Here is a 25,049-nt window from a genome sequence, read left to right as displayed (position 1 = left end):
CATCGGCCCACCCGTTAGAGCGCGCCGATCAGGGGGCGCGCTTGCTGCGTACCAGCTCGCCGGAGAACGCCAGCTGACCACACGCGGCGGCAACGTCGCCGCCACGGCGCTTGCGCACGAACGCCGACAACCCGCCGCCGGCGAGCACACTCTGAAAGGCCTCGACCCGCGAGTTCGACGATGCGCCCAATGACGACGCGGAGATGGAGTTCATCGGGATCAGGTTCACCTTGACCCGCAACCCCGCCAGCGTTCGCACGAGCGCGCGGGCTTGCTCCGGCGCGTCGTTGACCCCTTCGATCATGGTGTACTCGATGGTGATGCGACGGCGGCGCGGCAACGGATATCGGCGCAGGGCATCCAGCAGCTCTCGCATCGGGTAACGACGGTTGATCGGGATGATCTTCCCGCGCGTCGTGTCATCCGGCGCGTGCAACGAGATCGCCAGGCCCACCTTGCCACCGAAGTCTTCGCCAAGGCGTCGGATCCCCGGCGGGAGTCCCACGGTGCTGATCGTGATGCGACGCGGCCCCATGTTCAGCCCATCGGGGTGGGTGATCAGGCGAATCGCCCGCGCCGTCTCCTCGTAGTGGTGCAGCGGCTCCCCCATGCCCATGAACACGAGGTTCCGCAGGTACTCGTGCTTGTCGAGGTATTTGCGGGCGATCAAGATCTGACTGACGATCTCCGCGGCGGACAGTCCTCGCACGAGCCCCGCCTGCCCGCTGGCGCAGAATACACAACCCATCGCGCAGCCGAACTGCGTGGAGATGCAGAGCGTGACCCGTTGTTTCGGCTCGTCCGGCTCCAACTCTTCGTCGTCTTCGTCGTCCGTGGCTGCGCCGGCGTCGGCGTCTTCGGTGTCCGCGTCCGACTTCGTCATCGGGATCACCACACACTCGACGCGCGCTCCTCCGGCGAGGGTGAGCAGCAGCTTGCGGGTTCCGTCGGCGGAGCGGTGCACCTCGGTCACGACCGCCGGGGGCACGAAGCCCGCGGTCTTCAGCTGATTCCGAAGCTCCAGCGACAGCTCCGTCATCTCATCCGGGTCGAGCACACCCCGACCGTGAATCGCTCTGAAGATCTGTCCGGAGCGATATGGTCGTTCACCCAGCCCGGAGAGCACCGCGTGCCACTCCTCGGGCAGGCGTGCGACCGGATGGATGTCGCCGGGACCCTTTGCGCCGGTCACGGCACCCTCGGCGCGAAGCGCCGTGCTCTCCGGATCAGGCCGAGTCACGCGCCACCCCGCTTGGCTTCTTCCCAGAATCCATCGAGCTCATCGAGGGCCAGGCCGCGCGCTGGTTTTTCATCCGACCCCTTCGGCCAGCCGCCGTGTTTCTCGCGCACACGCCGCTCGACGTGGGCAAAACGCTCCTTGAAACGGTCCGCAGATTTTCTCAAGGCAAGCTCGGCATCGACGCCCTGATGTCGCGCGAGGTTCACCAGTGCAAACAGCAGATCCCCGAGCTCGTGCTCGACCTCTGCCTTGTCGCCCCCGACAATGGCTTCGTCCAGCTCGCGCACCTCTTCGTCCACCTTGGCGCGAGAGCCGGACGGGTCCGGCCAGTCGAACCCAACGCGGCTGACCTTCTCGCTCATGCGCTGGGCGCGGGAGAGGGCCGGCATGGAGCGCGGAACGCCGTCCAGGATGCCTCGGTTCTGTTTCTCGTTGGCCTTGATGGCCTCCCAGTTCCGCAAGACCTCCGCCGAGCCATCGACGACCACGTCCTCGAACACGTGGGGATGACGACGCACGAGTTTCTCGACGACGCCGCGCAGCACGTCGTCGGGACCGAACTTCCCTTCGCGCCGCAAGAGCTCCGCCAGAAAGACGACCTGTAACGCCAGATCGCCCAGCTCGTCCGCCAGCTGTTCGTGATCGTTTGCCTCGATGGCGTCGATGACCTCGCAGGCCTCCTCGAGCACGTAGCGCCGCACCGAGGCGAAATCCTGCTCCCGATCCCAGGGACAGCCATCGGGCGCGAGCAGCCGCTGCATCAAGGTAACGAGGCTCGGGAAGGTCTGGCCGCGCTGCTCGGCGAGCGGAAGCTTCGGAGGGATATCGAACGGCTCACCCATTTCGCGGGGTTCATTAGGACGGCACGGGGCTTCGAGCAACTCCGGGCTCGAATTCCCAGGCCTGCCGGTTATGCTCGCCGCCGCATGGAAAGCGCATCTCCGCTCGTGGTGCAGGAAAACGGGGCCGTTGCCACCCTGACCTTGAACCGCCCAGCTACCAAGAACGCCCTCAACCGGGAGCTCGTCGTTGCGCTCGGTGAGAGCTTGAAAGAACTCGAGGCCAAGCCGAGCGTGCGGGCGCTGGTGTTGACCGGTGCTGGCGAGGCGTTTTGTTCCGGGGCCGACCTGAAAGCGGGCATGGCGGACCTGAACGAGGTCAGCATGGACACTCGCATCGACGAGTTTCATGCCGTCATTCGCGCCATCGTTCACAGCAAGAAAGCCTTCGTCGCAGCGGTCGACGGCGCGGCCGTGGGTTTCGGAGCGGATCTCGCCCTGGCGTGTGATCTGAGGGTGCTGTCGACGCGCGCCTACCTGCAGGAAAAATTCGTCAAGATCGGCCTGATGCCCGACGGCGGCGGCACGTTCTGGTTGCCCCGGATGATCGGCGTGGGTCGCGCCCTCGAGTACCTGCTACTCGGCGAGAAGATCGAGGCGCCGCTGGCCCTCGAACTCGGGCTCGCCAACCGGCTGGTCGAACCCGGTGAGCTCGAAGTGTCCGCACGCGGCCTCGCCGAGGCGTTGGCGGCGGGGCCACCCTTGGCCATCGCGCAGATCCGAGCGGCGGTGCGGGAGAGCTTCGGAGGCAGCATCGACGACGCCCTCGGGCGCGAGCGCACGGGGCAGCTCGGTCTGCTCGGCTCCGCCGATCTGATGGAAGGCGTGATGGCCTGGGCCGCCCGGCGCACACCGGAGTTTCAGGGCAAATGACAGCCCCGCCCCGACCACTCAGAATAGGTAACGCTCGCCGGAGTCGCACAAGATTGTGACGACCGTGCCGGTGCCGACCGCCAGCGCAACCTCCGCGGCGGCGTGCACGTTGGCGCCGGAGCTCGGGCCCACGAGTAGCCCTTCCTCGCGCGCCAAGCGACGCGCCATTCGCTCGGCCGCGACGTCGCTGACGACAACGACTTGATCGACCACCGAGCGGTCGAAAGTTTTGGGCACGAAGCCAGCACCCAACCCCTGAATGCCGTGGGGGCCGGGCGACTTTCCGCTGAGCACCGCGCTTGCTTGCGGCTCGACCGCGACCACCCGGACTGACGGAAGAGTCGCCTTGAGCACCCGACCCACTCCCGAGACGGTGCCGCCCGTCCCCACCCCGGCGACGAACGCTGCGATCTGGCCGCCGGTCTGCTCGATGAGCTCGAGCGCGGTGCTCCGGGCGTGGCTCTCGGGATTGTCCGGGTTGTCGAACTGACTGGGCATGAACGCGCCGGGAGTCTGCGCGAGCAGCTCGAGCGCTTTGGCCACCGCGGCGCTCATGCCACCCGCGGCCTGGGTCAGAACGATCTCGGCGCCGTAGGCGCGCAAGATGTAGCGTCGCTCCAAGCTCATGTCCTCCGGCATGACGAGCACACAGCGGTAGCCGCGGACCGCCGCGATCATTGCCAGGCTGATGCCCGTGTTGCCACTCGTGGCTTCGATCAACGTCGCGCCGGGTGCGAGCTTGGCGGTCCGCTCGGCGCCGAGCACCATGCCGAGCGCCGGGCGGTCCTTGACGCTCCCGGCAGGATTGAGGAGCTCACACTTGCCAAACAGCGTGGCGCCCCCCTCGGGGCTGAGCCGCCCGAGGCGCACCAGCGGCGTCGACCCGATCAGGCCGAGCACGTCGTCAGCGACGCGAAATCCGCCGGCCGTGCGCCGCGCCTGCGTGGGCTCACCCAAGCCTGCTGGCGGGCCGGAAGCTTCGCGACGCGCAGCCATCGCGGCACCGTAGAGCGATTTGGGGCGCGATGGAACCGGCGAGCGCGCCTTCTGTTGGCGCACGCGACCGCTGCCCCGGCGGGCTGCTCCCGAGCACGACCTGTCAGCTGGGATCTGGGCGCGCCACGAGCGTAGCGGGAACACCGCCCACCTGGAGCGGTGCGGCCGCATCCAGGGCGGCGCCGTCGACGCGCGCGAGCGCGACGACCGCACCAACACGTACACTCGTCGCTGCGCTCGTGATCTCGCCCACGGCTTCGGTACCGCCGGCAAGCTCGACCGGCGCTCCGCGCGCCGGCACATCCGAGCCGGCGAGGGTGAGCGAGACGAGCCGTCGCTTCAGCTTGCCGCGCATGCCCTGCATACAGACCACCTCTTGCCCGAGGTAACAGCCCTTGCTCCACGAGACTGCGCGCTGATCGAGCCCCGCCTCGTGGGGATTGTCGGTCAGCCCGAAATCGACGTCGTAGGTCGCAACACCCCGCTCGAGCCGGAGCAGCTCCCAGTCTGCGGCAGTCGCGTGCACGGCGCGCGGCTCCTGCACCGTGATCGCGGCGTGCGCCGCGGCGAGGGCGTCACGCCGCACCACCAGCGCCGCACCGCCCAGCCCGGTCCAGTCGAGGGCACCACTCGCGCCGCCGAGCTGCTCGGCCACCGCGCCGCCAACATCCACGGCTTCGGGTCCGTGCAGCATGATCCAGACGTGGTCCGCGGTCTCTTCACTGACCTCCGCGTCCTCCATCACCAGCATCTTGTCGAGGTAGCCGTGGAGCTCCGCCGCCTTGCCCGGAGCCACCGAGACGAACACCACCTCCGGCGCTGCAACGACGAACAGATCACTCATGACCTTGCCGGTCTTGGACAGGATCAGGCTGTGAACACCCTGCCCCGGCGTCACCTTGCTGACGTCGCCGGTCACGATGCCGTTCAGCCAGCCCAGGCGATCGGGCCCGTTTACGCGCAGCGTGCCACGCTCCGGCGCGTCGACGACGAGCACGCTGCTTCGCGCGGCTTCCTCGGCAGTCGGCATGTCGCCTACTCGAGCGGAATGTCGTCGTCGAGGACCGGGTAGATGGGCCCCGACCTGAGGCTGACGTCTTGCGTCGAGCCGTCGGCCTTCTTCACCGTCAGCGAGAGGCCCGAGTCTGCGTTGGCGTTGATGAGGCTTCGCGTCTCGAGCTCATCGAGTGTCTTGACCTCCTTGCCCTGAATGCGCGTGATCTCTTCCCCGCCCCTGAGTCCGATCCGCCCGGCGGGAGACTCGAGGGCCACCCGCGTCACGTGGACGCTCTGGGTGCGGAACTCGTAGCGCATGCCCAGACCCACTCGGGCGTGGGCGGGCTCTGCGATCAGCGAGATCTTCGCGCCGCTCTCACAGTCGATGTCAATCACGCCGCTGCGCGCCTCTTCGCGGAACGCGCGCAGCACCCGGACACAAATCGGATGATTGTTGATCGGGTTGGCGTCCCAGAGCTCGACCTTGACGACCGTGCCGTGCGGGATGCGATAGTTCGCGCGCACAGCGTCCGGCCAGGTGGGGGTAAGCGTGTTTTCCTGCGTGGGCGTCCGTGCGATCTCCTTGTCGTTCGCGGTGATCTTCACGAATGGATCCGGCGCCGAACCACCGACCGCGTCCCACTTGCGGCCGTCGCGCGTCATCTCCGGAATGGTCGCGCCGCTCACCCGGATGAAAAACAGGTCGTCCGGCGCGGCCGGGGACAGGTTCGCCCCGGCGGGCGGAGGCCGCACGGGCGTCTGCACCTCGGGATACACGGCGGTACAGGCGAGGCTGGTCAGAGGGACGAGCACGAGCACGAGCCGCGCTCCGATCTTCCGGACTTCGGTGGACAGCATCTTGGGCGCGGAGGCTAGCACATCCGGACCGCTCGGCGGGCTACGGGGCTAGGGCGAGCCGGCCCTCCGGGGCACGCCATCCGGCCCGCGTTCGAGGCCTACGGCGGCCGCAACGGCGTCCCGGTAGGCGAGCCAGGCGTGCAGCGCCCGCTGCATGGCCTGGACGACCTCTGCGCGGCGCTCGCTCGACACGTGCTCGAGCACGACACGCCACGCCGCGGCCCGGTGTGACCCTTCGACCTTTCGATGCGCACGGGTCAGCGCGAGGCTCTCGTGGGGCAAGCCGTAGTGCAGCACGAGTGGGTGCTGCGCCAGCGGCGGTTCGGGACGGCGAGGTGCCGCGGGGTCGAGCTCCCCACGCTCGAAGCGAGTCCCCTCCACGAACAGCGTCGTGACGGCCGCAGCTACCTCCCAGCCCTCCCGCAGCGTAGCGTCGTCGAGCACCGCGCGGTAACTGCGCGCGGCAGGCAGGAGCTCGACGTCCTCGAAACGCGCGAGGTCCATGCCGAGTCCGCGCGGATACTCCAGAAACAGCTCGGGGTGCGGGCGCCCCGCGTGGAGTGCGCCTGTCTCCTCTTCGTACACGTTCTCGATCAGCTCGCGGCGCGCGGCGGCGATCGGACACAAAACGTACGCTCGGCCCACGAGCACCGGGAAGTCCCGAACGTAGCTGGCGTATTCCTGCTCGAGATGGACGTGAAGGCGGGCCTTCGCGACGAGCCCTCGAGTAAAGCCCGGCCAAGCCCAGTGCTCCTTCTGGTCCATGACGGAGAGCAGGGCCTCGCGAAACCTCTCGTGCTCCATGAGAGATTGGTATCGCGGTCTCGTGTGCGTGACGAATTTCCTGGCGGCCCGGCGGCCTGAGGGCCGACTCGCGTGAACACTGCGGCAGGCGACTCCACGAAAGGTGTGACAACTGCGCGCGGACGCCCCATGCTTGAGCATCAACGCCGACATACGCGGCGGGAGCGAAGACCATGGCACGGATGTTCGGGTTCATTGGAAACCGCGCGGACTTGGGCAGTCGGGTGCTGGAGATGCACTCCGAAGTCCTCACTGCGCGCTCCGACCCCGAACACCCCCTCGGTTGGGGCATCGGTTTCTATCAATCCGGTGAAGTCCTGTTGCGAAGACGTCCGGTGGACGACCGCAGCGTGATCGAGCTTGCCGAGGCGGCGCGGGGCCTGCGCACGGACGTCATGCTCGGGCACGTACGCTGCGCAACCGTGGGGGAGCTGCGGACCGAGAACACCCACCCTTTCCGCTATCGGTCGTGGTTACTCGGGCAAACGGGCACGATCTGCGGCTTCGAGCAGCTGCGCGACCGACTGCTCGAGTCGTTGCCCGAGTTCTTGCGGCGGAACGTCCGGGGCGAGACCGACAGTGAGATCTTCTTTCACCTGTTCCTGTCGTTCCTGCACGACTCCGGTCACCTCAACGACGGTAGTGTCCCGACCCCGCACGTGGTCGGCGCCCTTCGCTCCAGCATCGCCCTGGTGGACCGGCTGTCGGCGGAAGAGGGTCAGGGCCAGAACACCGGTGACACCCTGGTCACCAACGGTGAGCTGATGGTGGCGGTGCATCGCAACGGCGGAATGGCGTATCGGGTGCTTCGGGGCCGCTACGACATCGAGGAGCTCCTGGGGGCCGAGAGCCGGATGCACCTCAGGATCCCTGCCATCGAGAGCACGCATTTCACTCTGATCGCCTCGGAGCTCGATGCCACTCCGTCGGGCTGGACAGCGGTGCCGAGCCCGAGCATCGTGACGCTCTCGCGGACGGATGACCCTCTCGTGGAAGCGATCTGACTGCGCCATTGCGGCGCTGATCTCGAGCCTCGGGCTCGGCGCGGGCGGCTGTGCGTCCGCGGGCCACGGCGCGCTCGACACCACGGCGCAGCTCGACTCGGCCCCACGACGTGCTCCGGGTGTTGCCGTCGACCCGGCGTCCGAATTGCCGGCGCCTGCCTCGACCGCGCACAGCGAACAGGGTGTCGTCGTGCTGAAGACTCCCGCCGATCCTGCGGCGGCACGTGAGCTCGTCCGCAGCTTCTTCCGCGCCGTGAGCCACGCTTCGTTGCCCGAGCTCGAGCCGCTACTCTCGGACGACGCCTGGCTCAGCGCCGGACCCATGACCGGACGCCAGAAGGCACGCCAATACTGGCAGCTCCGGCTGTCTCGCCTCGACTACGGTTCACTCGCCGCCGGCTCGGTCTATCGCGATAGTGAGATCGAGACCTATCGCGCCGTGGATCTTGGGTCGCTGCGCCCGCCGCGCGCGCTCGGTGTGGTGGCACAACCAGACGACGTCGTGGTGCGCGTGCCCATCGCCAACCCCCGGGGCGGAAAGACCCGCCTGTTCGGCGACGAAATCGTGTTCGTGCTCAGGCCGGCCGGAGGCAACTACCGCATCGTGGACATGGCGGAAGATTTCAGCCTGCCCTGAGTCGAGCCCAGAACACCGATCAGCTTGCGCTGCTCGTGTTCTAGGACACTTACGTTGGGGCTGCGCCCCAAACCCCCGGCCTTCGGCCGTGCGCGCTCCGCGCGCGAGCGCCGAACACATTGCAAGTCGCTGAAAACAAACGACGTTCAACCTGTTCGGCGCTCTAGCTAGTTCAGTCGACCGGATGCACTGACGCGCGGAGCCGCGAAGACGCCGCGCTCCTTGGCCGAGGCCAGGGTCTGCAGGGCCGCGCGGTACCCGCGCAGAACCAGGGATCGGGCCGCGAATCGGTTGAGATAGCCAAAACGCCCGATGTCCGGGGCAATGTCGATGAACGTGCAGCGGGGGTTCGCCTGAGTGTAGAGCGCGATGCCGCGACGCTCTTTCTCGGTGAGCAGGATGTTCAGGGACTGATTCATGACCTGAAGCGGGCCCCGGCGCGCCATGCTGCGACGCTCTTGTTCGCCCTCCGCGGGGCGGTAGATGTTCGAGACGATGACGATGTCAGCGCCAGCCTCCAGCGCGACGTCGGCGGACAGTGTGCGGGCGATCTCGCCGTCGAGGTGGTAGCGGCCGTTGATCTCGAACGGACGGAACAATCCGGGCACCGAGCACGAGGCGGCGACCGCTCGACTGATCGGCGTGTCGGAGTCGTATCCCTTTCCGAACAACACCCGCTCCGCGCGGTCGATGTCGACTGCGGTGATGATCAGGCGATTGTCGATCTTGCGGAAGTCGTTGACCGGCAGGTGATGGCGCAGGTAGCGCTCGAGCTTCTCGAGGGAAAAGAGGCCACTCGTCAGATAGCCCGGGTCGAACAGCTGGCGCAGGGTGGGGAGCCCGAAGAAGGTGTTCATGTGAAAACGCGGGCCGTCATGCCTGCGCTTCCAGGGCAGTCGGTACCCGTCGAGCAGCACGTCGAGTGGGATGCCCTGCCCGTAGGTCGCCGCCACGACCGCGCCGGCGCTCGCCCCCACGAAGATCGTGGGTCGGATCCCAAGCTCCTCGCACGCCTTGAGCACACCCAAGTGCGCGATGCCTCGCGCCGCTCCCCCCGTCCCGACGAATGCCACGGTGGGCTTTTTCATGCTGAGCGCTCTTTCTGTCCCCCAGCAATAATCTGACGGACGAACGCTCGTTGCACCAACTTCCGCGCTGACGCGGCGTGTCAAACCGAGCGAAGGCTCACATTCCCGAGATGATCTTGAAGCTGTCCCCGACCGGCAAGAGCTCCAGGCGGTTGTCGGCAACGACGTGCCGCCAGACGTCTCCCCCGTCGCTCGGGATCTTGTAGCTGGCGCTGTAGGTGTAGTCGACCAGGAGGGTGTCCTTGCGACCCTTGGCCACCCGCCGATAGCGGATCTCGTAGCGGATCCCCTTCGTCTTTGCGAAGCGGTCCTCCAGGTACGACCGCAGCCCGGCGTAGTCCAGGTCGTCGGTGGCGTCGTTGTTGCCGCCGTCCTCGTAGTAACTCGGGTCGGCAAGCTGGAGCAGGAAGCCGATCTTCTTCCCCTCGACCGCGCGGCGATACTCCTCGCAGAACGTGACGACCTTGCGATTGTCGTCGGTATCGTCCACGTCGGTATTGGGGATGGTGTGACCCCCGCACGCCGCCAGGGACACCAACAAGAGCCAACGGTATCTGAAGATCGACTCGTTCAAGCGCATGGGTTCGGGTGGGTCTCGAGGTCAACGCGCCGGTGGCCCGGGGCAATTCCCAACGGCACACTGCCAAACGAAAATGGTCGGGGCAAGCTCTTCCCGACCGAGGCGGACCCGTTCAGGGGCCGAGGCCCGCCAACGCTTCGAGAAACGTGGGCCACCCCGGAAGCCGGCCACCGAGGGCTCCGTCCGCCGCCTGCGCGGCCCTGGCGGCGTCCGCCAGACGCTGCCGGGCAAGGGGCGTTTGTGTCGTCGCAACCCCCAGGACCGCCGCCGCCGCGCCGTGTGCGGGGAGAGGCCAACCGGCTGCCTGCCAGAGCCCCGATGCCACGACGCCGACGGACTCGGCAGCGATGACCACCAGCTGGTCCGCCCAGCCGGAGGCGATCCAATCGTGGGCCACGAGTAGCGCTTCGAGCGAGGCGCTCGGCCCCGCGCCGACGCTGAAGCTCGGACCGTGGAGCCCGAGCGCGATGCTGACTTCCCCCGCACACAGGTTGGGCGAGGTCGCGGGAAAGCGCCGAGGTTCGGCTCCCCGTGCCAGGCGCTGGCGCTCGAAGGCGGCGTTCTGCTCGAGGGTCGCCATGGCGGTCCCCACGATGACCCCCGCGGCCGGCCCGAGTGGACACCGGTCGCTGACCCCGAGTGCCGCGCCCACACTGAGGAGCGACAGAGGATCCATGCGCCGGAGTTTCATCGGCTCGGTCAGGACTCGACCCGTCAAGCTCGCTGCATCTGCGGATTCGACGGCAGGCGCAACCGCCAAAAGTGCTACCTGCCGGAGGGGCGCGATGGGCGCGGGCGCAGCGTCTCTGCCGAGCACGAGTGCCGCGTTCGCACCACCGAAGGCGCTCGAGAGCTTCAAACACAAACCGTCGCTTGCGGCTTCGGTGCGGTCGAGCAGTCGCGCGCGGAGCGCAGGCTCAACTTCACCCGAACCGTGGGTGGCAGGCGCGAGCCTGCGCTCGAGCGCGTCGATTGCGGACAACACCTCGAGCACTCCGGCCGCACCCAGGGTGTGGCCGAGCGTGCCCTTGAGCGCGTGCACGACGGCCGCGCTCGCGTTCGTCCCCAGCGCCCGGTCGATCGCCAACGCTTCGGCGGCGTCGTTGTAGGACGTCCCGGTTCCATGGGCGTTGACCAGGCGCAGCCGTTCGCCGCCGCAACCGGCCCGGGTTAGCGCCTGCTCTGCCGCGCGGGCCAAGCCTGAACCCGTGCGGTCCGGCGCGGTAACGTGCACGGCATCACTCGACGCGCCGAAGCCGAGCACCCAGCCCTTCGGCGCGGACGCAGTCGGCACCAACGCAACCAGCGCGGCCCCCTCCCCGAGCGCGAGGCCGGCACGAGAGAGTCGAAACGGCGTCGGGGTCGCGCAGGTGGCGCCCAGGGCCTCGAAGCCCGCAGCGATGAAGGACGAGAGCGCGTCGTAACCGCCGGCAATCACCAACTCTGCAACGCCGCTCTCGAGCCATGCGAGCGCGTGCCCCAGCGCAAACGTCGACGACGCGCAGGCCGCGAGGATCTGCACGCGCAACGCCGGATCGACCGGGAACACGGCATCGATCGCCGAGAGCGGGCCGAAGTAGGGCGTAGCGCGCGCAAGCTCGGTCGACAGCGTGCGCCCGAGTGAGAGCTCCAGCATCGCGCGCTGAAAGCTCGGCATGCCGCCGCCCGAGGTCCCGATCACCAGACCCACACGCCGCGAGCGGTAGTCCGGCAGCTCGCGCTCCAGCTGAGTGCGCAGCTCGAGGGCCGCAATGCGCAGGAGCTCTCGAGCGCGGTCGTGGGTCTCGGGGAGCGACAAGTCCGGCACACGCGCGGCAAACGGCTTGCACAGACCCGCGGCTGCGAGCTCCGGGTCGCGGGCAACGAGACACTTCGCGGGCTCACCCGCATCACCGCAGGCAAACGCCGCGCGCCCTCGCCCCTGAGCGGATACGGCCCCGAACGCCACGATGGCTGCGGTCATCCGTTCCCGTCGCCGAGGTTCTCGCGTTTGAACACGAAAGCGTAGCTCTTGCCCTTGCCCACCGCCGCGACGAGGGCCTCGTCGGCCTCGCCAGCGAAGAGCAATGCGACCGCATGGGCCAGTGCGAATCCGCCGCGCGCTTCGTGGGGAATTCCGTCCATGGCCGGCGCGAAACAGCGTACCCCCCGCCAGCCCGAAGCAGCGACAAAAGCCTCGTTTTCAGCGCCGCCGCTCCGCACCACCACGGAGCGGGCGCCTGCGGGGATGGGCAAGGAGCCTGGCTTCGCGGCATCGGACCAGTAGACAACCTCGACGCCACCCGGCTCTCGACCGCGGGCGAGGAGCACGAAACTCCCACCCTCACCCCGGCGGGTACCCTCTGGCGGTTGGTCCAGACACAGCGGTCCGAGCACGCGTTCGACCACGCCGTCGTGCGGCTCGACCGATGCACTCACGATGGCGTCGGCCTGTTCATCTTCGAGCAAGCTGAGCGCCACGGTGAAGGCGGACTCCGCGCTGGTCACCAGATCTGCGACGGCCAGCACCGGGCCCACCAGCTGATGGTAGATCGACGCATTGCCGACGGCAGCCGAGGGCACGAGGTGCGGAAAATCCGCAGGACTGGCGAAACGTGGCCCCTGCCTGAAGAGGCGTTGAAGGAAGACGACCGAGCGCTCGACGTTGCCGTAGGCGGAGCCTGCGACCAACCCGACTTCCTTGTCGGGTCGAGCTACTTCCCTCAGGGTCTCGCCGGCGCCAACGGTCATCATCGCCGACGCGGAATCGAAGCGGCGTGAACGCGCCGCTTCCAACGACTCCACCCAAGGTCGCTGCGGCTCTACAGCCTTCATGTCGGCGCGACTCAGTACGTCTTGGTCCCGGCGCACGCCGACAGCCGACAACGTCGCGACCGAGACCACGCGCAGCGGGATATTCGTTTCCCTGGCCTGCGTGAGCTCACGGTCCGGATGGCTGAACAAGAGCACGGTGCCCGCACCACCAAAACCGAACGAGGTCGAGACCGCAGTCCGAATCGCCACGGGAACCGCCCGACCCATCACGTGGCGAAGGTGAAGCTCCGGATCCGGGGTGACGAGCCCACCGGTTGGAGGCGCCATCCCGGCGTCGATCGCCATGACAGTGAAGGCTGCCTCCAGCGCGCCAGCCGCGCCGAGGGTGTGTCCTACCTGTCCCTTGGAGGACGAGACGTAGATGCGCCCGGCATCGTCACCGAACGCCCGCGCAAATGCCCGAGCCTCTGCCGCGTCATTTTGCGCGGTCGCGGTACCGTGGGCGTTGACGTAGTCGAGCTCCGCGATCTCGACTCCGCCGCGACGGAGCGCCCGCATCAGCAGCCGAGCCGCCGTCTCGGCCGAAGGCTCCGGGTGGGTGATGTGATGGGCTTCGGCTCCCACACTCCAGCCGTCGAGCCAAGCCAAGATCCTGGCACCGCGCCGCCGCGCCTCGGTCTCGGACTCGAGCACGAGGAACGCCGCGCCCTCCCCCAGCACGAGTCCCGTGCGCTGCACGTCGAACGGTCGGCACGCTTCCGGTGCCATCACACCCAGGGCGTTGAAGCCGGAGAACGTCAGCCGACACAGTGCGTCCGTGCCGCCGCACAGTGCCCGCGCCGTGCGACCCGAAGCGATCGAGCCGGCCCCGAGCGCGAGCGCGTTGGCGCCGCTCGAGCAAGCGCTGCACAGCGACGCCCCACTCGCCCCGGTGCCGAGTGCCTGCATCAGCTGCTCGGCCGAGGTCGACAGCGGATAGGACAACAGCCGCCGAGCCGCGCTCTGACTGAGCCGCTGCGGATCACCTGCCAGCAGGGTCTCCGCCTCCCGCATCCCGCCGGTCGTCCCCCCGACGACCAGCGCCGTGTCGCTGAGTGATCCCGTCAAGCCGGCGCTCGCGATGGCCTCCCGCGCGGCTGCGAGGGCAAGGATGTCGCTCCGCGACCAGTCTTCTCGAGCCTCGAGAGCCCGGAGGTTCGCCGCGAGCTCACCCACTTCGGCGGCCAGCTGCCCCCGTTGCCCTCCGACGTCGAAGGCCGTGAGCGGGCCGATCCCAGTCTCACCGGCGCACAGGCGGGCGAAGCTCCGTGGCAGTGTACCGCCCAACGCCGAGATCCCGCCGAGCCCGGTCACACACACGCGTTCGGCTCGACCCCTCATTCGGTGCCCGTACGTGAGCGCGCTACCTCCCCGGCGAGAGCCGACACGGACGCGAACACCGGGCGAGCCGCCTCACCCTCGGGCAGACGCACGCCAAAACGCTCCTCGATGGCCATGGCGAGCTGCAGGGCGTCGAGTGAATCGAGCCCGAGGCCGGCACCGAAGAGCGGCGCGTCGTCGCCGATGTCTTCCGGGGTGTGGTCCCTCAAATCTAGCTCCTCGACGATGAGCTGTTTGATTGATCGCTTGAGGTCTTCTTGATCCACGGCAGGCCCAGGGGCGCTTCTCTCGCAGCATAGCGCGAACTCGCAGGAACAGAAGCTCCGGCACAGTACCCCGGCCAGAGGGCCGCCGCCGCCACGATCGTGGGCCTGGGAGTCGGCGGCGGATGGCCGCCTGCACGCAGCGGCCCGGTCAACGTGGCCCTTTGCTGGGTGAAATCTGCAGGGCGCACGTCCGGGGTGAGAGCCGCGGCGCGGCGGGCGATCGGATCGTACTCTCCCGGTGCGCGGTTCTCGCGTAAATTGGAGGCGGAGCGGGAGATGGGCAACCTCGTCGGCTACGAGACGGACCGCGGCGTCGCGGTCCTCACACTGAACGATCCGCCGGTCAACGCCTACACCCACGAGATGATGAAGGAGCTCGACGACGCGATCGTCGAGGCGCGCTTCGACCCGGACGTGCACGTGATCGTGCTCACGGGCTCGGGTGACCGCCACTTCTCGGCCGGCGCGGATCTCGACATGCTCCGCGAGAGCGACTCGACCTTCAAGTACTACTTCTCCCTGCACGCGCACGAGACCTTGCAGCGGCTGGAAGCGACCCCGAAGCTGTGCATTGCCGCGCTGAATGGCCACGCGACGGGCGGCGGCTTCGAGATCGCAATGGCCTGCGACATTCGCATCGCGAGGCTCGGGCCGTTTCGGATCGGGCTCCCCGAGGTCAAGCTCGGTGTGCTGCCGGTCACGGGCGGCACCCAGCGCCTGACGCGCCTCGTTGGCCAGCCGCGCGCGATGCAGATCCTGATCGAAGGCGAGGACTTCTCCCTCGATCAGGGCCTCGAGTGGGGGCTGCTGCACTACATCTGGGAGACCGACTCGCTCGAGTCGTTCCGCGCGCGGGTCTCCGAGTACGCCCACGAGTTCACCCCGCCACGCAAAGCCGCGCTGGCCGTCGGCCGCATCAAGCGCGCGGTTCAAGCCGCGGTGGACCTGCCCCTCGACCAGGGGCTCGCTCTCGAGCGTGAGCTCGCCGCGGGGCTCGCCGCCACCGACGATGCCACGGAAGGGCTCGCCGCCCACAGCAGCAAACGCCAGGCGAATTTCCGGGCCCGCTGACGCGCAAGCGGAGCGAGCTCAGACTCCGAGCTTGCGCTTCACGGCGGCCAGCACATCGGAGTCGCGCACCCGATCGGCGTCCGCGCGGTAGGACAGAACCATGCGGTGGCGCAGCGCGGGCAGGGTCAGTGCGATCACGTCATCCACGTCCGCCGCCGGCTCGCCGCGCAGCGCAGCCCGCGCCTTGGAGGCGAGCACCAAGGCCTGGCTGCCGCGGGGGCCCGCGCCGAATCGCACATAAGAGCGCACCGCGTCGGGCGCGTCCGGTCCATCGGGGCGCGTGGCACGCGCGAGGCGCACCGCCAGATCGACGGCCTCGTCCGTCACAGGAATGCGCGGGACCAGCGCCCCCAGCTCGCGGATCTCGTCGGCGCTGAGCACCGGTTCGATCTCGGCCATCGGCCCCGAGGTGGTGCGGCGTGCGATCTCCCGCTCCTCGACCTCGCTCGGATAGTCGACGTGGACCTCCAGCAGGAAACGATCGAGCTGCGCCTCGGGCAGCGGGTAGGTTCCCTCCTGTTCGATGGGATTCTGCGTCGCAAATACCTGGAACGGATCCGGCAACGCATGCGTCGCTCCGCCGACCGTCACCTGGCGCTCTTGCATGGCCTGCAAGAGCGCAGCCTGAGTCTTGGGCGGTGTGCGATTGATCTCGTCGGCGAGGACCAGATGTTTGAAGATGGGCCCCGGCATGAAGCGCACCTCGCGGCGCAGCGCCCCGCCGATCTCGACCTCGTTCAACACGTCGGTGCCCGTGATATCCGCCGGCAAGAGATCGGGGGTGAACTGAACCCGGCCGAAGCTCAGACTCAGCGCACGGGCAACGCTGGATACGAGGAGCGTCTTGGCGAGACCGGGGACGCCGACCAAGAGCGCGTGCCCGCGCCCCAGCAGCGTGATCAGCATGAACTCGACCACGTCTTCCTGGCCCACGACCACCCGCGCGACCTGCTGGGTCAGGCGCTGACATGCTTTCGCGCAGCTCTCGAGGAGCTCTCGGTCGCTGGGGCGGTCAGTCGCGGAGCGTGAAGAAGTCTCGGTCACGGTGCATCAGTGCCGACCCGTGGCCGGCAAGGGGCGCGAGCATAGCTTGGATCAGCCGGACTCGCCCCCCCGAGAAAAGCCTCGATCGGCCAGCGAACGGACGCTGACTTTCGGTTGCCCCTGATCCTCGGAGCGTGGTAGCCGGCGTCTCGTGCAGAGCGAGGGCAGCGACGCGGGCGAAGCGCCGGCTCGGACGAGCCGGATCATCGTCGAACGCCCCCCGCCGGGGCTGGCGCGCGGGAAGTACGCCTGGCCCGCCTGGGGCATCGGGCTCCTGGGCGGCAGCATCGTGCTCCTGGGCCTCGTCTACTTCGTGCTCCGCAAGAGGCGGCGACGCGCTCGATGAAACGATTCCTGCGCCGCATCGTGATCGCGATGTTGCTCGGCGTCGCTGTCTACGGCGTCTTCGTCGCGTGGGCGGGCTTTCACTCGATCCGTGAGTCGCTGACCAGCTTCCGTTGGAGCGCCTTCTTGCTCGCCCTCGGCCTGGCCACGGCGAACTACGGCCTGCGCTTCCTCAAGTGGGAGTACTACCTCGCTCGGCTCGAGATCCGCGGCATCCCCAAGCTCGACAGCCTGCTCGTCTTCCTCTCGGGGTTCGTGCTCACCGTCACTCCCGGCAAGGTCGGTGAGGTGTTCAAGAGCGCGGTGCTCGCGGAGACCCACGGCGTGGCCGCTGCGCGCACCGCTCCCATCGTCGTGGCTGAACGCTTGACGGACGTCATCGGCGTCATCGTGTTGATCGTGGTTGGCAGCCTCGGTTTTTCTGGCGGCCTCGTGTGGGCGGGGATCGGCAGCGTCGCGGTGTGTCTGGGCTTGCTGTTCGTGATCTGGCGCGCCCCGGGCGAAGCGCTGCTCCGCTGCCTCGAACGCCGTCCGGGCCGCGCGGCGGCCGCAGCACCGAAGCTGCGCGAGTCTTTCGACAGCTTGCGCATCGTGGCCAGCCCCGGCGCGCTTTTGTATCCGAGTTTGCTGTCGGTCCTCGGCTGGGGTGGAGAGGGCCTTGCGCTCTACATCCTGGTCCGAGGTTTTGGCGTGGATCTCCCCGCCCCGCTCGCGATGTTCTTCTACGCCACGGCCACGCTGGCGGGCGCGGTGATCCCGGTGCCCGGCGGTCTGGGCGTGGCCGAGGCGATGATCCAAGAGCAGCTGGTCCGGCTCGCGAGAGTGCCCCACAGCGCCGCGACCAGCGCCATGATCCTGATCCGATTCGCGACGCTGTGGTGGGCCGTGCTGGTTGGATTTCTTGCCCTGGCCGTGCTCCGCGCGCGCTTTCCGAAGTTGATGCGCGAAGGCGCCGACACCGAGATCGAGGTTCCCGGCGCTTGACCGCGCCTAGAACACATTGCAAGTCGCTGAGAACAGACGACGTTCAACCTGTTTCGACGCTCTAGAACACCGCTCAGCTTGCGCTGCTCGTGTTCTAGGACCTTTACGTTGGGGCTGCGCCCCAAACCCCCGGCCTTCGGCCGTGCGCGCTCCGCGCGCGAGCGCCGAACACCTTGCAAATCCCCGAAAACAAACGACGTTCAACCTGTTCGGCGCTCTAGCGCCGCGCGTCCAACTGGCGCAGCGCCGCGAGGGCGCGCTGCATGTCCGCGGGTAACGCCGACTCGAAGCGCAGCGTCTCGCCGCTATCGGGATGAACGAAGCCCAAGGTCGTTGCGTGCAACGCCTGGCGCCCGAGCCCCGTCGCGATCTCCGCGATGCGAGAGTCCGCCGGGCGCCGGCCGTACAGGCTGTCCGCGAGGATCGGGTTCTTCGCGCACTCCGACAGGTGAACGCGGATCTGGTGCGTGCGACCGGTCTCCAGGCGGCAGACGACCAGCGCCGCGCCGCCGCCCGCAAGTACCTCTCGCACCGAAACGTGAGTCACGGCCCCGCGCCCGCGCTCGACCCGCGTGGTGAAGCGCAGTCGCGACTTCGGATCGCGCCCGTGCAGCGTCTCGATCCGCCCCGCCGCCGGCACGCCCAGGGTCAGGGCCAGGTACTCCCGCTCCATGGCGTGACTCGCCAGCTGTTCTTTCAAGCCTTCGCGCGTTGTCGTGTCCTTCGCCACCACCAAGATCCCGCTGGTGTCCTTGTCGATGCGATGCACGATCCCCGGGCGCAGGCCGCCGGCCGGATCGAGGGGATCACCGGGCGCGCCGCTGAAACCTTCCCGCGCCAGCAGCCCGTTGACCAAGGTTCCCTGCCAGTGACCTCGAGCCGGGTGGACGACGACCCCTGCCGGTTTGTCGACGACGCACAGGAACGCGTCCTCGTAGATCACGCTGTACGGGACGCTCGGATCGGGTGTGGCCTCGCTCGGCGGCGCGGCCCCCGGCTCCACTTCGATCACGCCGCCGGCGCGCACGACGTCCTGGCCCGGCACACGGTCCCGTCGACCTGCACGCGGTCCTCGGCGATCCACCGCTGGATCGTCGCGCGCGAAATCCCACCCATCAGGCGCGTGAGCAGTTTGTCGACTCGCTCCCCCGCCTGCTCCGCATCGATCTCGAAGCGGGGCATTCGCCGCCCGCTACCAGATCACGCTCTTGATGTGCCCCTTCGACTTCACCAAGATGTCCACGAGCGCCCGGTCGTAGAAATTCTTTTGGTACAGATCCGGGGCGACACGGCTCTTGTAGAGCGCGCGTCCCTCCTCGATCTCCTCGGCGAGCTCGTCGAACAGGGAGTCTTTTTCGATGCCGCGCACGATCTTTTCCTCGTTGTAGAGCGAAAGATCACTGGCGATGGCGCGGGCCAGCCGGCGGGCGGCTTCTTCGGTCTCGATGAGCGGCATCTCGGGGCGTCCCTTTCGGAGAGAAGTATCACCCGGCGGCTCTTGGAATGTCAAAACGCGGGGGCTTCCGCCGCCCGACGGGGGGCCAGGGCAAGTCCGGCCGCCGCCGCGACCAGCGGGAAGAGGACGAGCGAATATCGACCGGCACCGAAGAACACGGCGTGGGTCGCGAGCGTCGCGAGCGTTGCGGCCGCCGCCACGGCCATGGGTGGGTGGCCGCCGAGCGTCCGCCCCAGGCTGAGCGCCCCGAGGCAGTACAACACGTGGGCCAGCCAGGACACGGGCGACAGCAGGGTCAGCCCCCCCGCCACCGTGAGCCCCAGCCGCAAACCGCGCCGCGAGCCCGGCGCGCGCGCCACGCCGAGCAGCGCGAGCAAGACCAAAGCACGCTCGAACCCCGTCTCGAGCACCCCCAGCGCCCGCTCCCGTTCGGCCGAGAAGGCCTCGGGGTTCGCGGCGTGCAGATACCAACCCGCCGCTCCCGAGTACTCGAAGGTGTAAGCGAGCTTCTTCGGTACGAGGGCCAGCCATCGCCCGGGGTGCTGACGGATCGCGCCGAGCGCCGCTCGCGTAAAACAGCTGTCCTTCGCCGCTTCGCCAAAAATCTGACGACACCCCTCGGGCACCGTCTCTCCTGCGATGGGCACGAATGTGCCGGTGGCGCTCTCCGTCGCACCGATCAGCAAGTTCCAGCCGAGGTTCGCGCTGACGACTACACAGCGGTCCATGCGCCGACAATTTCGCAGCGTCCACGGCAACACGGTGAGCGACGCCACGCTGGTCACGAGCAGCGCGCCGCCAACGACCCGCCGCACCTCCCGACTTCGCCACGCAGCCAGCGCGCCGAAGAGCGGCGCAACGAGCAACGTCTGACCGCGCACCAGCGTACCGACTCCGAGGATCAAACCGAGGAGGATCCAGGACCGAAGTGGGCGTCGAGCATCGCGCGCGTGCACTGCCACCCAGGCGGCGATCGCCAGGAGCGAGGCCGTGATGCCTTCGGTCATCAGCGCCGGGGTGTAGAACAAGAGCGCGGGGTGCAGCGCAACCGCGAGCGCGGCAACCAGCGCCCCCAGACGCGCCGCCCCCCGCGCCGCGATGCGATGCACGGCCAGCACCGAGACCGCGCCGAACGCGGCGTTCAGCGCCATCGCAACGCCTGGCTCCGCCCCGAACACGCGGTACACCCCCGCAATCAGCGCTGGGTAACCCACCGGGTAGTGAGCAACGTAGGTCACCACTCCATCCGCCCACTGCCAGGTGTAACCAAGCCCCTGACTCAGGCGTGTGGCGAGGTGGTGATAGAAGCCCGCGTCGGCCACGGGCGGAAATCGGCCGGCGGCCCAGCCCACCAACGCCGCTCGCAAGGCCAGCGCGAACCAACCGATCAACACGCCATCTCGGAGCGGCGCCGGCGCCCTTGCCCAGGCGCGAAGCGCCACAGCTCGGCGGCGCGGCGTCACGGGTATCGCTCGAGGAGCTCCAGACGGCAGAGGTCCTGCACCAGCTCACACGCCGGCAAGCCGACGACGTTCGTGTAGGAGCCGTCGAGGCGTTCGATCAGGAAGGAGCCAATGCCCTGAGCCGCGTACGCGCCAGCCTTGTCCAAGCCTTCACCGGTTGCCGCATAGGCGTGGAGCTCCGCGGTCGAGAGCGCCCTCATCGTGACTTCCGTGGGCACCGTGCGAGCGCACACCGCTACGGCCGGCTGTGTCGGCAGCGCCAGGGCGTAGCGCGTGAACACGGTGTGGGTGCGCCCGACGATGCGCCCGAGCAGGGTCCGTGCATCCGCTTCGTCGCTGGGTTTGCCCAGGATCTCGTCGTCCACGACGACGATGGTGTCAGCGACGAGAATGGCGGCGACGGACAGATCGCGCGCGAGCGGCGCGACCCCGGCGAGTTTGTCCGCCACGATGCGCTCCAGGAACTCACTCGGGGTTTCCCCCGGCGCGTGGACTCGTCGGAGCTCCCCGCCCGCTGCAGCGCAAAAATCCCGAGATCCGCCAGGATCTGCCGCCGCCGGGGCGAGGCCGATCCCAGGAGCAAGGGGCAATGCTCGGCAATCACGGGGCCTCGCATACCACAGCCCATCACCCGCCGTCCGCGTGGTCCCCGGGCGCGCCGCGGGCGCGCTTCGTTTATAACGGACCGAACATGTCGTCCGGCCGGTTCCCCACCTTCCGCGCGCTCTCGGTGGTGGCCGCCACCCTCAGCCTCTCTGCCACCGTGCGACCCGCGCAGGCGGACGGCTGCGCTCCGGCATCCGGTGTGTCGACCTGTTTCGACACCAACAACGTCTGGGTTCACGCCGGGCCAACCCGATTCGTGAGCATCGCTCCCGCAGAGCCGATCGAGCATCGGACCCTCGCCCTCGCCGCGCTCTCGAGTTACCTCGATCGCCCGGTGCAACTCCGTGCCCCGTCGCCGGATCCCGACGGGCGTGACATCCCGGTCGTGCGCGGCGTGGTCGACCTGTCGCTGGCCTACGCCTATGGCCTCACACCCGACCTGGAGCTCTCCCTGGCGACGCCCATCGTGCTCCACCAGACCGGTTCGGGCGCGGAGGGCATCACATCCCAGAGCGCTCCGCCCCTGGGCTCTGCCGCCGTGCGTGATCCCCGCGTCGGCGCCGGGTTCACGCTGCCCTTCGGTCACGACAACGCAGGACCGCGCTCGTTCGCAAAGCTGCGGCTCGAGCTCGGGGTGCCGCTCGGGGACGATCACCGCTACGCGGGTGCGGGCAACTTCACGCTCGCGCCGTCCTTCTCGATGTCGACGGAGCAGGGCCCCATCCACTTTGCCGGCGAGCTCGCCGCGCGCTTGCGGCCGTCGGTCCCGTTTGCGACCGCGCGCATCGGCTCCGCGCTGCTGACCGCCGTTGGTGTGGGCGTCGATGTGTTTCGCGAGTACCTGTCCATCGAGGCCGAAGCCTTCATGTTGCCATCGCTGGTGTCACAGCCGGGCCAGACGAGCTCGGCCTCTCGCACCCACGATGGCGTGCTGGTGCCCGCCGAGTGGCTGCTCAGCCTGCGCTCGGTACCCACGCAAGACCCGGCCTTCTCCCTCAGCCTGGGCGGCGGCACTGGCCTGCCCCTCTCGAGCGAGACCCGAGAGACCCCCGATCAAGCCGCCACCGAACGCTTTGCCGGCGTGACCACCCCGCGCTTCCGCCTCTTCTTCGGCGCGCGCTACACACCAGCTAACGCAAAAGAATAACCCTCGCCCAGGGCACGCCTGCGCGGGACCTCGTGAGCAGGAGCCGCACCGCGGCATTGGGAGAGCCGCAGATCCGCAGAGACGCAGAGGACGAGGAGGACGCGGAGGACGCAGAGGACGAGGAGGGACTCTTCGTTGAAGCGGTGGGGGGCGTTCCCAAGCTCGGCGAGCTGCGTTGGCTAGCAGAAGGCACTCCAAGAATTTCTCTGCGCTCTTTGCGCTCTCTGCGTCTCCGCGGCTCTGCGTCTCTGCGCCTTCTGCCTCGCACGCCAGTCGGTGCGCCGCCGCCCCCCTCACTCGCATTTTGCCACGCACGCGTCGTGCTCGACGGCGCAGCTGTCGGGGTGCGTTGGATGCCCGCAGCGGGTCCCCTCCTCGTCACAACGGTCGACGCACCGATCCGCGCTCGTCTTCGGACCCGTGGTGCGCACGGACGCGCAAGCTAAGGTCAGCAGCGTCGCGCCGAACAGCAACACCGGAAAGCTCGCTCGGCGCAAGAGGGTCGGTTCGGCGCTCAGAACACGCGCTCGTGTACGTAGATTGAGTCCCCAGCCTGAAGCGCGATGTCCGGCGAGCGCCCATCCGTGATCGCGTCGACGCTGATCACCACCGTCGTACGCCCGGTCTTGGTCTGCCGGGTCATGTTGATGCGATCGTGATTGGCGATGGCGTTCAGCCCGCCCGCCAACGACAGCGCCTGGATCAAGGTCAGCCCGGGCGTGAGCGGAAAGCTTCCGGGTTTGGCCACCTGCCCCAGCACCGTGATGCGCTTGCTGTTGTATTCCTTGATCGAGACGACGACGCTCGGATCGCTGAGGATCTTCTCCTCCATCAGCCGCTTGCGTACCAGGCGAGCGACCTCCTGCGGCTCGAGCCCGGCAACCTTCAAGCTGTGGATGTAGGGCAGGTCGACCGTGCCGTCGGAGGCGATCTGGTACTCGGTGGGCAACTCCTTTTCGCCGACCACCTGCAGCGAAAACACGTCCCCAGGACCGAGCGTCGTGCTCTCGATCGGCGGCGGCAGCTTCACCTTCGAGTTGTCCTGCCCCGAGGTACACGCGCCCAGCGCGCTCACCCCGTAGACCGCGAGCAAGACGCTCGCGAAGAGGCAGCGCAGGCGGTGAAGAAGCTCGGGGCGCATGGGCGAAACGACCGCCGCAAGCGGCCCGGGTGTCAGATGTGTCCGCGACCGGAAACGTTCGTCCGGCGCGGCCCCGCGCCCGGTCACATGAACCAGCGAGCGCCGAGCCACACTTCGTAGCGGTTGTACTGAAGGTTGTCCTGGTTGAGCCCCGCCGGATCGATCGGCACCCGCTCGTTGCCGAGGGAGGCGTCGTAGCGGAAGGTGGTGTTGATGCCGATGCTATCGCTCGGGCGGTACTCACCAAACAGCGTCGCGTCAGCCCGAGACTGGCTGAAGGCGGTCTTGCGCGGCGCGCCGTTGGGGAAGAACGTCGGCGAGTGGCTCAGGTACGAGTACCCACCCTCGAGGCTGACCAGGAACGAGCCGGCGATGAAGTAGGAGAAGTTCGCGTAGCCGCGATCTCGGCGGTAGAAGTCAGCCAGATAGCTGTTGGTGTAGTCGCGGACGTAACCGACGGCCAAGGTCGACAGGCCGACCGTCGCCTGGTCCGGCGCCAGCGTCGGCGCCGGCAGGAGGAACCACTTGAGCTCCGCCTGCCCGATGGGGCCGTCGTAGTTGCGCACCGGCACGCCGCCGCGGGACTCGTAGAAGCTGGCAGCCCAGCCAGCCATTGCCAGGAGCGCGAAGTGGTTGGTGATGAGCCCGTTCACGCCGATCTTGCTGCGCACGACCTGAGCGTCGTGCTGCAGGTTCGTCGCGTCGGTGTAACGGATGAAACCGACGTCTCCATCGTAGAGCAACGCCGTGCGCGGCAAGAAGCGCCAGCGACCGCGCGTCTTCAGGTAGTGCTGATAGTTGTTCAGGCTCTTGTAGGCGTCGCGCTCGAAGAAGTTGTAGTTGACCTCGTAGCCGAGGCGCCACTCGAACAGGCCGCCACCCGGCCGCCAGTTGAGCCCTGCACCCAGGCGCAGGCTGTCGCGATCGAAAGCGAAGCTGTCCTGGATCGAGTTCGACGGCTCCGCGCTGCGCACGAAGTCGCCGTACATGTCGAAACCCCACGGCTTCTGCGGCAACACGTCGAGGATGAAGTTCACGCCCGCGTTGACGGCGTTGTCGTTGTCCTTGACCGCGGTGTCGTTCTTGGAGTCGGTCGCGAACAGCTTGTTGTACGAGAGGAAGGTGCCCGCGCGGAAGGTGAGCTTCGGTGGATCTCCCCCACCCTCGCGGCGCTGCGGGCCGAGGGTCGAGAGCGACAGCGACGGCGTGACACGAAAGCGGATGACGCTGATGGGGTCACCCTCGTCGTCCGCAGTCAGGAAGTAGTTCGAGTCGTAGCCGAGCTCGGCGCCTACTCCGGGATGCAACTCGAGGTTACCGGTGCGATAGCCCATGCCCTCGCCGTAACGCCGATCTTTGATCCACGGCTGCGTCTGCGCAGTCGCGGACAGGCTCACGGTGGCGGCGACCAGGGTCGTCGCAAGGAAGGCACGAAGTCGCATTTCGGGTCAGCGTCCGGAAAGGTCGGAACAGGGTG

The 25,049-nt window shown here is 68.2% G+C and carries 25 protein-coding genes and 1 pseudogene; 7 read left to right on the top strand and 19 right to left on the bottom strand.

The window, feature by feature from the left end; genetic code table 11:
• Positions 1–28: 28 nt before the first annotated feature.
• On the bottom strand, positions 29–1,165 hold the full coding sequence (gene rlmN, locus IPI67_41130; GenBank protein ID MBK7586580.1) for a 23S rRNA (adenine(2503)-C(2))-methyltransferase RlmN: 1,137 nt from the start codon (positions 1,163–1,165) through the stop codon (positions 29–31).
• 71 nt (positions 1,166–1,236) lie between these two features.
• Complete coding sequence (gene mazG, locus IPI67_41125) at positions 1,237–2,082, bottom strand: nucleoside triphosphate pyrophosphohydrolase (GenBank protein ID MBK7586579.1); 846 nt, start codon at positions 2,080–2,082, stop codon at positions 1,237–1,239.
• Positions 2,083–2,166: 84 nt separating this feature from the next.
• Here mazG and IPI67_41120 point away from each other — a divergent pair, with 84 nt between their 5' ends.
• Entirely contained in the window at positions 2,167–2,952 is a 786-nt protein-coding gene (locus IPI67_41120; protein ID MBK7586578.1) for an enoyl-CoA hydratase/isomerase family protein, read from the top strand.
• Positions 2,953–2,970: 18 nt separating this feature from the next.
• Here IPI67_41120 and cysK read toward each other — a convergent pair whose 3' ends face one another.
• The 4 genes from cysK to IPI67_41100 form a co-directional block, all read right to left on the bottom strand.
• Entirely contained in the window at positions 2,971–3,948 is a 978-nt protein-coding gene (cysK, locus tag IPI67_41115) for a cysteine synthase A (GenBank protein MBK7586577.1), read from the bottom strand.
• Positions 3,949–4,051: 103 nt separating this feature from the next.
• Positions 4,052–4,978, bottom strand: coding sequence for a folate-binding protein YgfZ (locus tag IPI67_41110; protein ID MBK7586576.1), 927 nt, complete (start codon positions 4,976–4,978; stop codon positions 4,052–4,054).
• 5 nt (positions 4,979–4,983) lie between these two features.
• Complete coding sequence (locus IPI67_41105; protein ID MBK7586575.1) at positions 4,984–5,802, bottom strand: PDZ domain-containing protein; 819 nt, start codon at positions 5,800–5,802, stop codon at positions 4,984–4,986.
• Between the two features lie 48 nt (positions 5,803–5,850).
• The gene (locus tag IPI67_41100) at positions 5,851–6,606 is read right to left on the bottom strand and encodes an iron-containing redox enzyme family protein (GenBank protein ID MBK7586574.1); all 756 of its coding nucleotides are present in this window, start codon (positions 6,604–6,606) and stop codon (positions 5,851–5,853) included.
• A 173-nt stretch (positions 6,607–6,779) separates the two neighbouring features.
• Here IPI67_41100 and IPI67_41095 point away from each other — a divergent pair, with 173 nt between their 5' ends.
• Both IPI67_41095 and IPI67_41090 read left to right on the top strand, forming a co-directional pair.
• The gene (locus tag IPI67_41095) at positions 6,780–7,610 is read left to right on the top strand and encodes a class II glutamine amidotransferase (protein ID MBK7586573.1); all 831 of its coding nucleotides are present in this window, start codon (positions 6,780–6,782) and stop codon (positions 7,608–7,610) included.
• Positions 7,585–8,247, top strand: a complete 663-nt coding sequence (locus IPI67_41090; GenBank protein MBK7586572.1) for a hypothetical protein — start codon at positions 7,585–7,587, stop codon at positions 8,245–8,247. Before IPI67_41095 ends, IPI67_41090 begins: the two co-directional genes overlap by 26 nt.
• Before the next feature lie 167 nt (positions 8,248–8,414).
• Here IPI67_41090 and IPI67_41085 read toward each other — a convergent pair whose 3' ends face one another.
• The 5 genes from IPI67_41085 to IPI67_41065 form a co-directional block, all read right to left on the bottom strand.
• Positions 8,415–9,335 (bottom strand): patatin-like phospholipase family protein, encoded by a 921-nt coding sequence (locus IPI67_41085; GenBank protein ID MBK7586571.1) that lies wholly within the window; start codon positions 9,333–9,335, stop codon positions 8,415–8,417.
• A 97-nt stretch (positions 9,336–9,432) separates the two neighbouring features.
• The gene (locus IPI67_41080; protein MBK7586570.1) at positions 9,433–9,915 is read right to left on the bottom strand and encodes a hypothetical protein; all 483 of its coding nucleotides are present in this window, start codon (positions 9,913–9,915) and stop codon (positions 9,433–9,435) included.
• 112 nt (positions 9,916–10,027) lie between these two features.
• A complete protein-coding gene (locus IPI67_41075) occupies positions 10,028–11,878 on the bottom strand; it encodes a 3-oxoacyl-ACP synthase (GenBank protein ID MBK7586569.1) in 1,851 nt (616 codons plus the stop codon).
• Positions 11,875–14,049 carry a beta-ketoacyl synthase chain length factor gene (locus IPI67_41070; protein MBK7586568.1) on the bottom strand — a complete coding sequence of 725 codons (2,175 nt, stop codon included), beginning with the start codon at positions 14,047–14,049 and terminating at the stop codon, positions 11,875–11,877. Before IPI67_41070 ends, IPI67_41075 begins: the two co-directional genes overlap by 4 nt.
• On the bottom strand, positions 14,046–14,276 hold the full coding sequence (locus tag IPI67_41065; GenBank protein MBK7586567.1) for a hypothetical protein: 231 nt from the start codon (positions 14,274–14,276) through the stop codon (positions 14,046–14,048). Before IPI67_41065 ends, IPI67_41070 begins: the two co-directional genes overlap by 4 nt.
• A 315-nt stretch (positions 14,277–14,591) precedes the next feature.
• Between IPI67_41065 and IPI67_41060 the strand changes: the two genes are divergently transcribed.
• Positions 14,592–15,386, top strand: a complete 795-nt coding sequence (locus IPI67_41060; GenBank protein ID MBK7586566.1) for an enoyl-CoA hydratase/isomerase family protein — start codon at positions 14,592–14,594, stop codon at positions 15,384–15,386.
• Between the two features lie 18 nt (positions 15,387–15,404).
• Here IPI67_41060 and IPI67_41055 read toward each other — a convergent pair whose 3' ends face one another.
• The gene (locus IPI67_41055) at positions 15,405–16,430 is read right to left on the bottom strand and encodes a MoxR family ATPase (protein MBK7586565.1); all 1,026 of its coding nucleotides are present in this window, start codon (positions 16,428–16,430) and stop codon (positions 15,405–15,407) included.
• Positions 16,431–16,581: 151 nt separating this feature from the next.
• Here IPI67_41055 and IPI67_41050 point away from each other — a divergent pair, with 151 nt between their 5' ends.
• Both IPI67_41050 and IPI67_41045 read left to right on the top strand, forming a co-directional pair.
• Positions 16,582–16,776: a hypothetical protein gene (locus IPI67_41050; protein ID MBK7586564.1), complete on the top strand. Its 195-nt coding sequence runs from the start codon at positions 16,582–16,584 to the stop codon at positions 16,774–16,776.
• Positions 16,773–17,759 (top strand): flippase-like domain-containing protein, encoded by a 987-nt coding sequence (locus tag IPI67_41045; protein MBK7586563.1) that lies wholly within the window; start codon positions 16,773–16,775, stop codon positions 17,757–17,759. The genes IPI67_41050 and IPI67_41045 overlap by 4 nt, the downstream gene beginning before the upstream one ends.
• A 217-nt stretch (positions 17,760–17,976) precedes the next feature.
• Here IPI67_41045 and IPI67_41040 read toward each other — a convergent pair whose 3' ends face one another.
• From IPI67_41040 to maf, 5 genes and pseudogenes are all read right to left on the bottom strand, one after another.
• Positions 17,977–18,804 carry an RluA family pseudouridine synthase gene (locus IPI67_41040; protein ID MBK7586562.1) on the bottom strand — a complete coding sequence of 276 codons (828 nt, stop codon included), beginning with the start codon at positions 18,802–18,804 and terminating at the stop codon, positions 17,977–17,979.
• Entirely contained in the window at positions 18,768–18,941 is a 174-nt protein-coding gene (locus IPI67_41035; GenBank protein MBK7586561.1) for a hypothetical protein, read from the bottom strand. Before IPI67_41035 ends, IPI67_41040 begins: the two co-directional genes overlap by 37 nt.
• Positions 18,942–18,951: 10 nt before the next feature.
• Positions 18,952–19,215, bottom strand: a complete 264-nt coding sequence (locus IPI67_41030) for a hypothetical protein (protein ID MBK7586560.1) — start codon at positions 19,213–19,215, stop codon at positions 18,952–18,954.
• 50 nt (positions 19,216–19,265) lie between these two features.
• Complete coding sequence (locus tag IPI67_41025) at positions 19,266–20,609, bottom strand: glycosyltransferase family 39 protein (protein ID MBK7586559.1); 1,344 nt, start codon at positions 20,607–20,609, stop codon at positions 19,266–19,268.
• Positions 20,610–20,674: 65 nt separating this feature from the next.
• Positions 20,675–21,294: pseudogene (maf, locus tag IPI67_41020) on the bottom strand (septum formation protein Maf).
• Between the two features lie 75 nt (positions 21,295–21,369).
• Here maf and IPI67_41015 point away from each other — a divergent pair.
• The gene (locus IPI67_41015; GenBank protein ID MBK7586558.1) at positions 21,370–22,431 is read left to right on the top strand and encodes a hypothetical protein; all 1,062 of its coding nucleotides are present in this window, start codon (positions 21,370–21,372) and stop codon (positions 22,429–22,431) included.
• A 514-nt stretch (positions 22,432–22,945) separates the two neighbouring features.
• Here the strand turns inward: IPI67_41015 and IPI67_41010 are convergent.
• Positions 22,946–23,572 carry a polysaccharide export protein gene (locus IPI67_41010; GenBank protein ID MBK7586557.1) on the bottom strand — a complete coding sequence of 209 codons (627 nt, stop codon included), beginning with the start codon at positions 23,570–23,572 and terminating at the stop codon, positions 22,946–22,948.
• 83 nt (positions 23,573–23,655) lie between these two features.
• Positions 23,656–25,014 (bottom strand): hypothetical protein, encoded by a 1,359-nt coding sequence (locus IPI67_41005; GenBank protein MBK7586556.1) that lies wholly within the window; start codon positions 25,012–25,014, stop codon positions 23,656–23,658.
• Positions 25,015–25,049 lie beyond the last annotated feature (35 nt).

Source organism: Myxococcales bacterium (genome assembly GCA_016706225.1).
In the GTDB taxonomy this organism is placed as follows: domain Bacteria; phylum Myxococcota_A; class Polyangia; order Polyangiales; family Polyangiaceae; genus JADJKB01.
Note: the sequence above shows the minus strand (reverse complement) of the source record. Positions and strands in the feature narration are given on the sequence as shown.

Excerpts from the sequence above, each read along its gene's own strand:
- IPI67_41075 (MBK7586569.1), bottom strand. The coding sequence starts at position 11,878 with ATGACCGCAGCCATCGTGGCGTTCGGGGCCGTATCCGCTCAGGGGCGA.
- IPI67_41095 (MBK7586573.1), top strand. The coding sequence starts at position 6,780 with ATGGCACGGATGTTCGGGTTCATTGGAAACCGCGCGGACTTGGGCAGT.
- IPI67_41010 (MBK7586557.1), bottom strand. The coding sequence starts at position 23,572 with ATGCGCCCCGAGCTTCTTCACCGCCTGCGCTGCCTCTTCGCGAGCGTC.
- IPI67_41080 (MBK7586570.1), bottom strand. The coding sequence starts at position 9,915 with ATGCGCTTGAACGAGTCGATCTTCAGATACCGTTGGCTCTTGTTGGTG.
- IPI67_41015 (MBK7586558.1), top strand. The coding sequence starts at position 21,370 with ATGTCGTCCGGCCGGTTCCCCACCTTCCGCGCGCTCTCGGTGGTGGCC.
- IPI67_41085 (MBK7586571.1), bottom strand. The coding sequence starts at position 9,335 with ATGAAAAAGCCCACCGTGGCATTCGTCGGGACGGGGGGAGCGGCGCGA.
- IPI67_41090 (MBK7586572.1), top strand. The coding sequence starts at position 7,585 with ATGACCCTCTCGTGGAAGCGATCTGACTGCGCCATTGCGGCGCTGATC.
- cysK (MBK7586577.1), bottom strand. The coding sequence starts at position 3,948 with ATGGCTGCGCGTCGCGAAGCTTCCGGCCCGCCAGCAGGCTTGGGTGAG.
- IPI67_41100 (MBK7586574.1), bottom strand. The coding sequence starts at position 6,606 with ATGGAGCACGAGAGGTTTCGCGAGGCCCTGCTCTCCGTCATGGACCAG.
- mazG (MBK7586579.1), bottom strand. The coding sequence starts at position 2,082 with ATGGGTGAGCCGTTCGATATCCCTCCGAAGCTTCCGCTCGCCGAGCAG.
- IPI67_41110 (MBK7586576.1), bottom strand. The coding sequence starts at position 4,978 with ATGCCGACTGCCGAGGAAGCCGCGCGAAGCAGCGTGCTCGTCGTCGAC.
- IPI67_41060 (MBK7586566.1), top strand. The coding sequence starts at position 14,592 with ATGGGCAACCTCGTCGGCTACGAGACGGACCGCGGCGTCGCGGTCCTC.
- IPI67_41105 (MBK7586575.1), bottom strand. The coding sequence starts at position 5,802 with ATGCTGTCCACCGAAGTCCGGAAGATCGGAGCGCGGCTCGTGCTCGTG.
- IPI67_41030 (MBK7586560.1), bottom strand. The coding sequence starts at position 19,215 with ATGCCGCTCATCGAGACCGAAGAAGCCGCCCGCCGGCTGGCCCGCGCC.
- IPI67_41120 (MBK7586578.1), top strand. The coding sequence starts at position 2,167 with ATGGAAAGCGCATCTCCGCTCGTGGTGCAGGAAAACGGGGCCGTTGCC.
- IPI67_41005 (MBK7586556.1), bottom strand. The coding sequence starts at position 25,014 with ATGCGACTTCGTGCCTTCCTTGCGACGACCCTGGTCGCCGCCACCGTG.
- IPI67_41070 (MBK7586568.1), bottom strand. The coding sequence starts at position 14,049 with ATGAGGGGTCGAGCCGAACGCGTGTGTGTGACCGGGCTCGGCGGGATC.
- IPI67_41045 (MBK7586563.1), top strand. The coding sequence starts at position 16,773 with ATGAAACGATTCCTGCGCCGCATCGTGATCGCGATGTTGCTCGGCGTC.
- IPI67_41035 (MBK7586561.1), bottom strand. The coding sequence starts at position 18,941 with ATGCCCCGCTTCGAGATCGATGCGGAGCAGGCGGGGGAGCGAGTCGAC.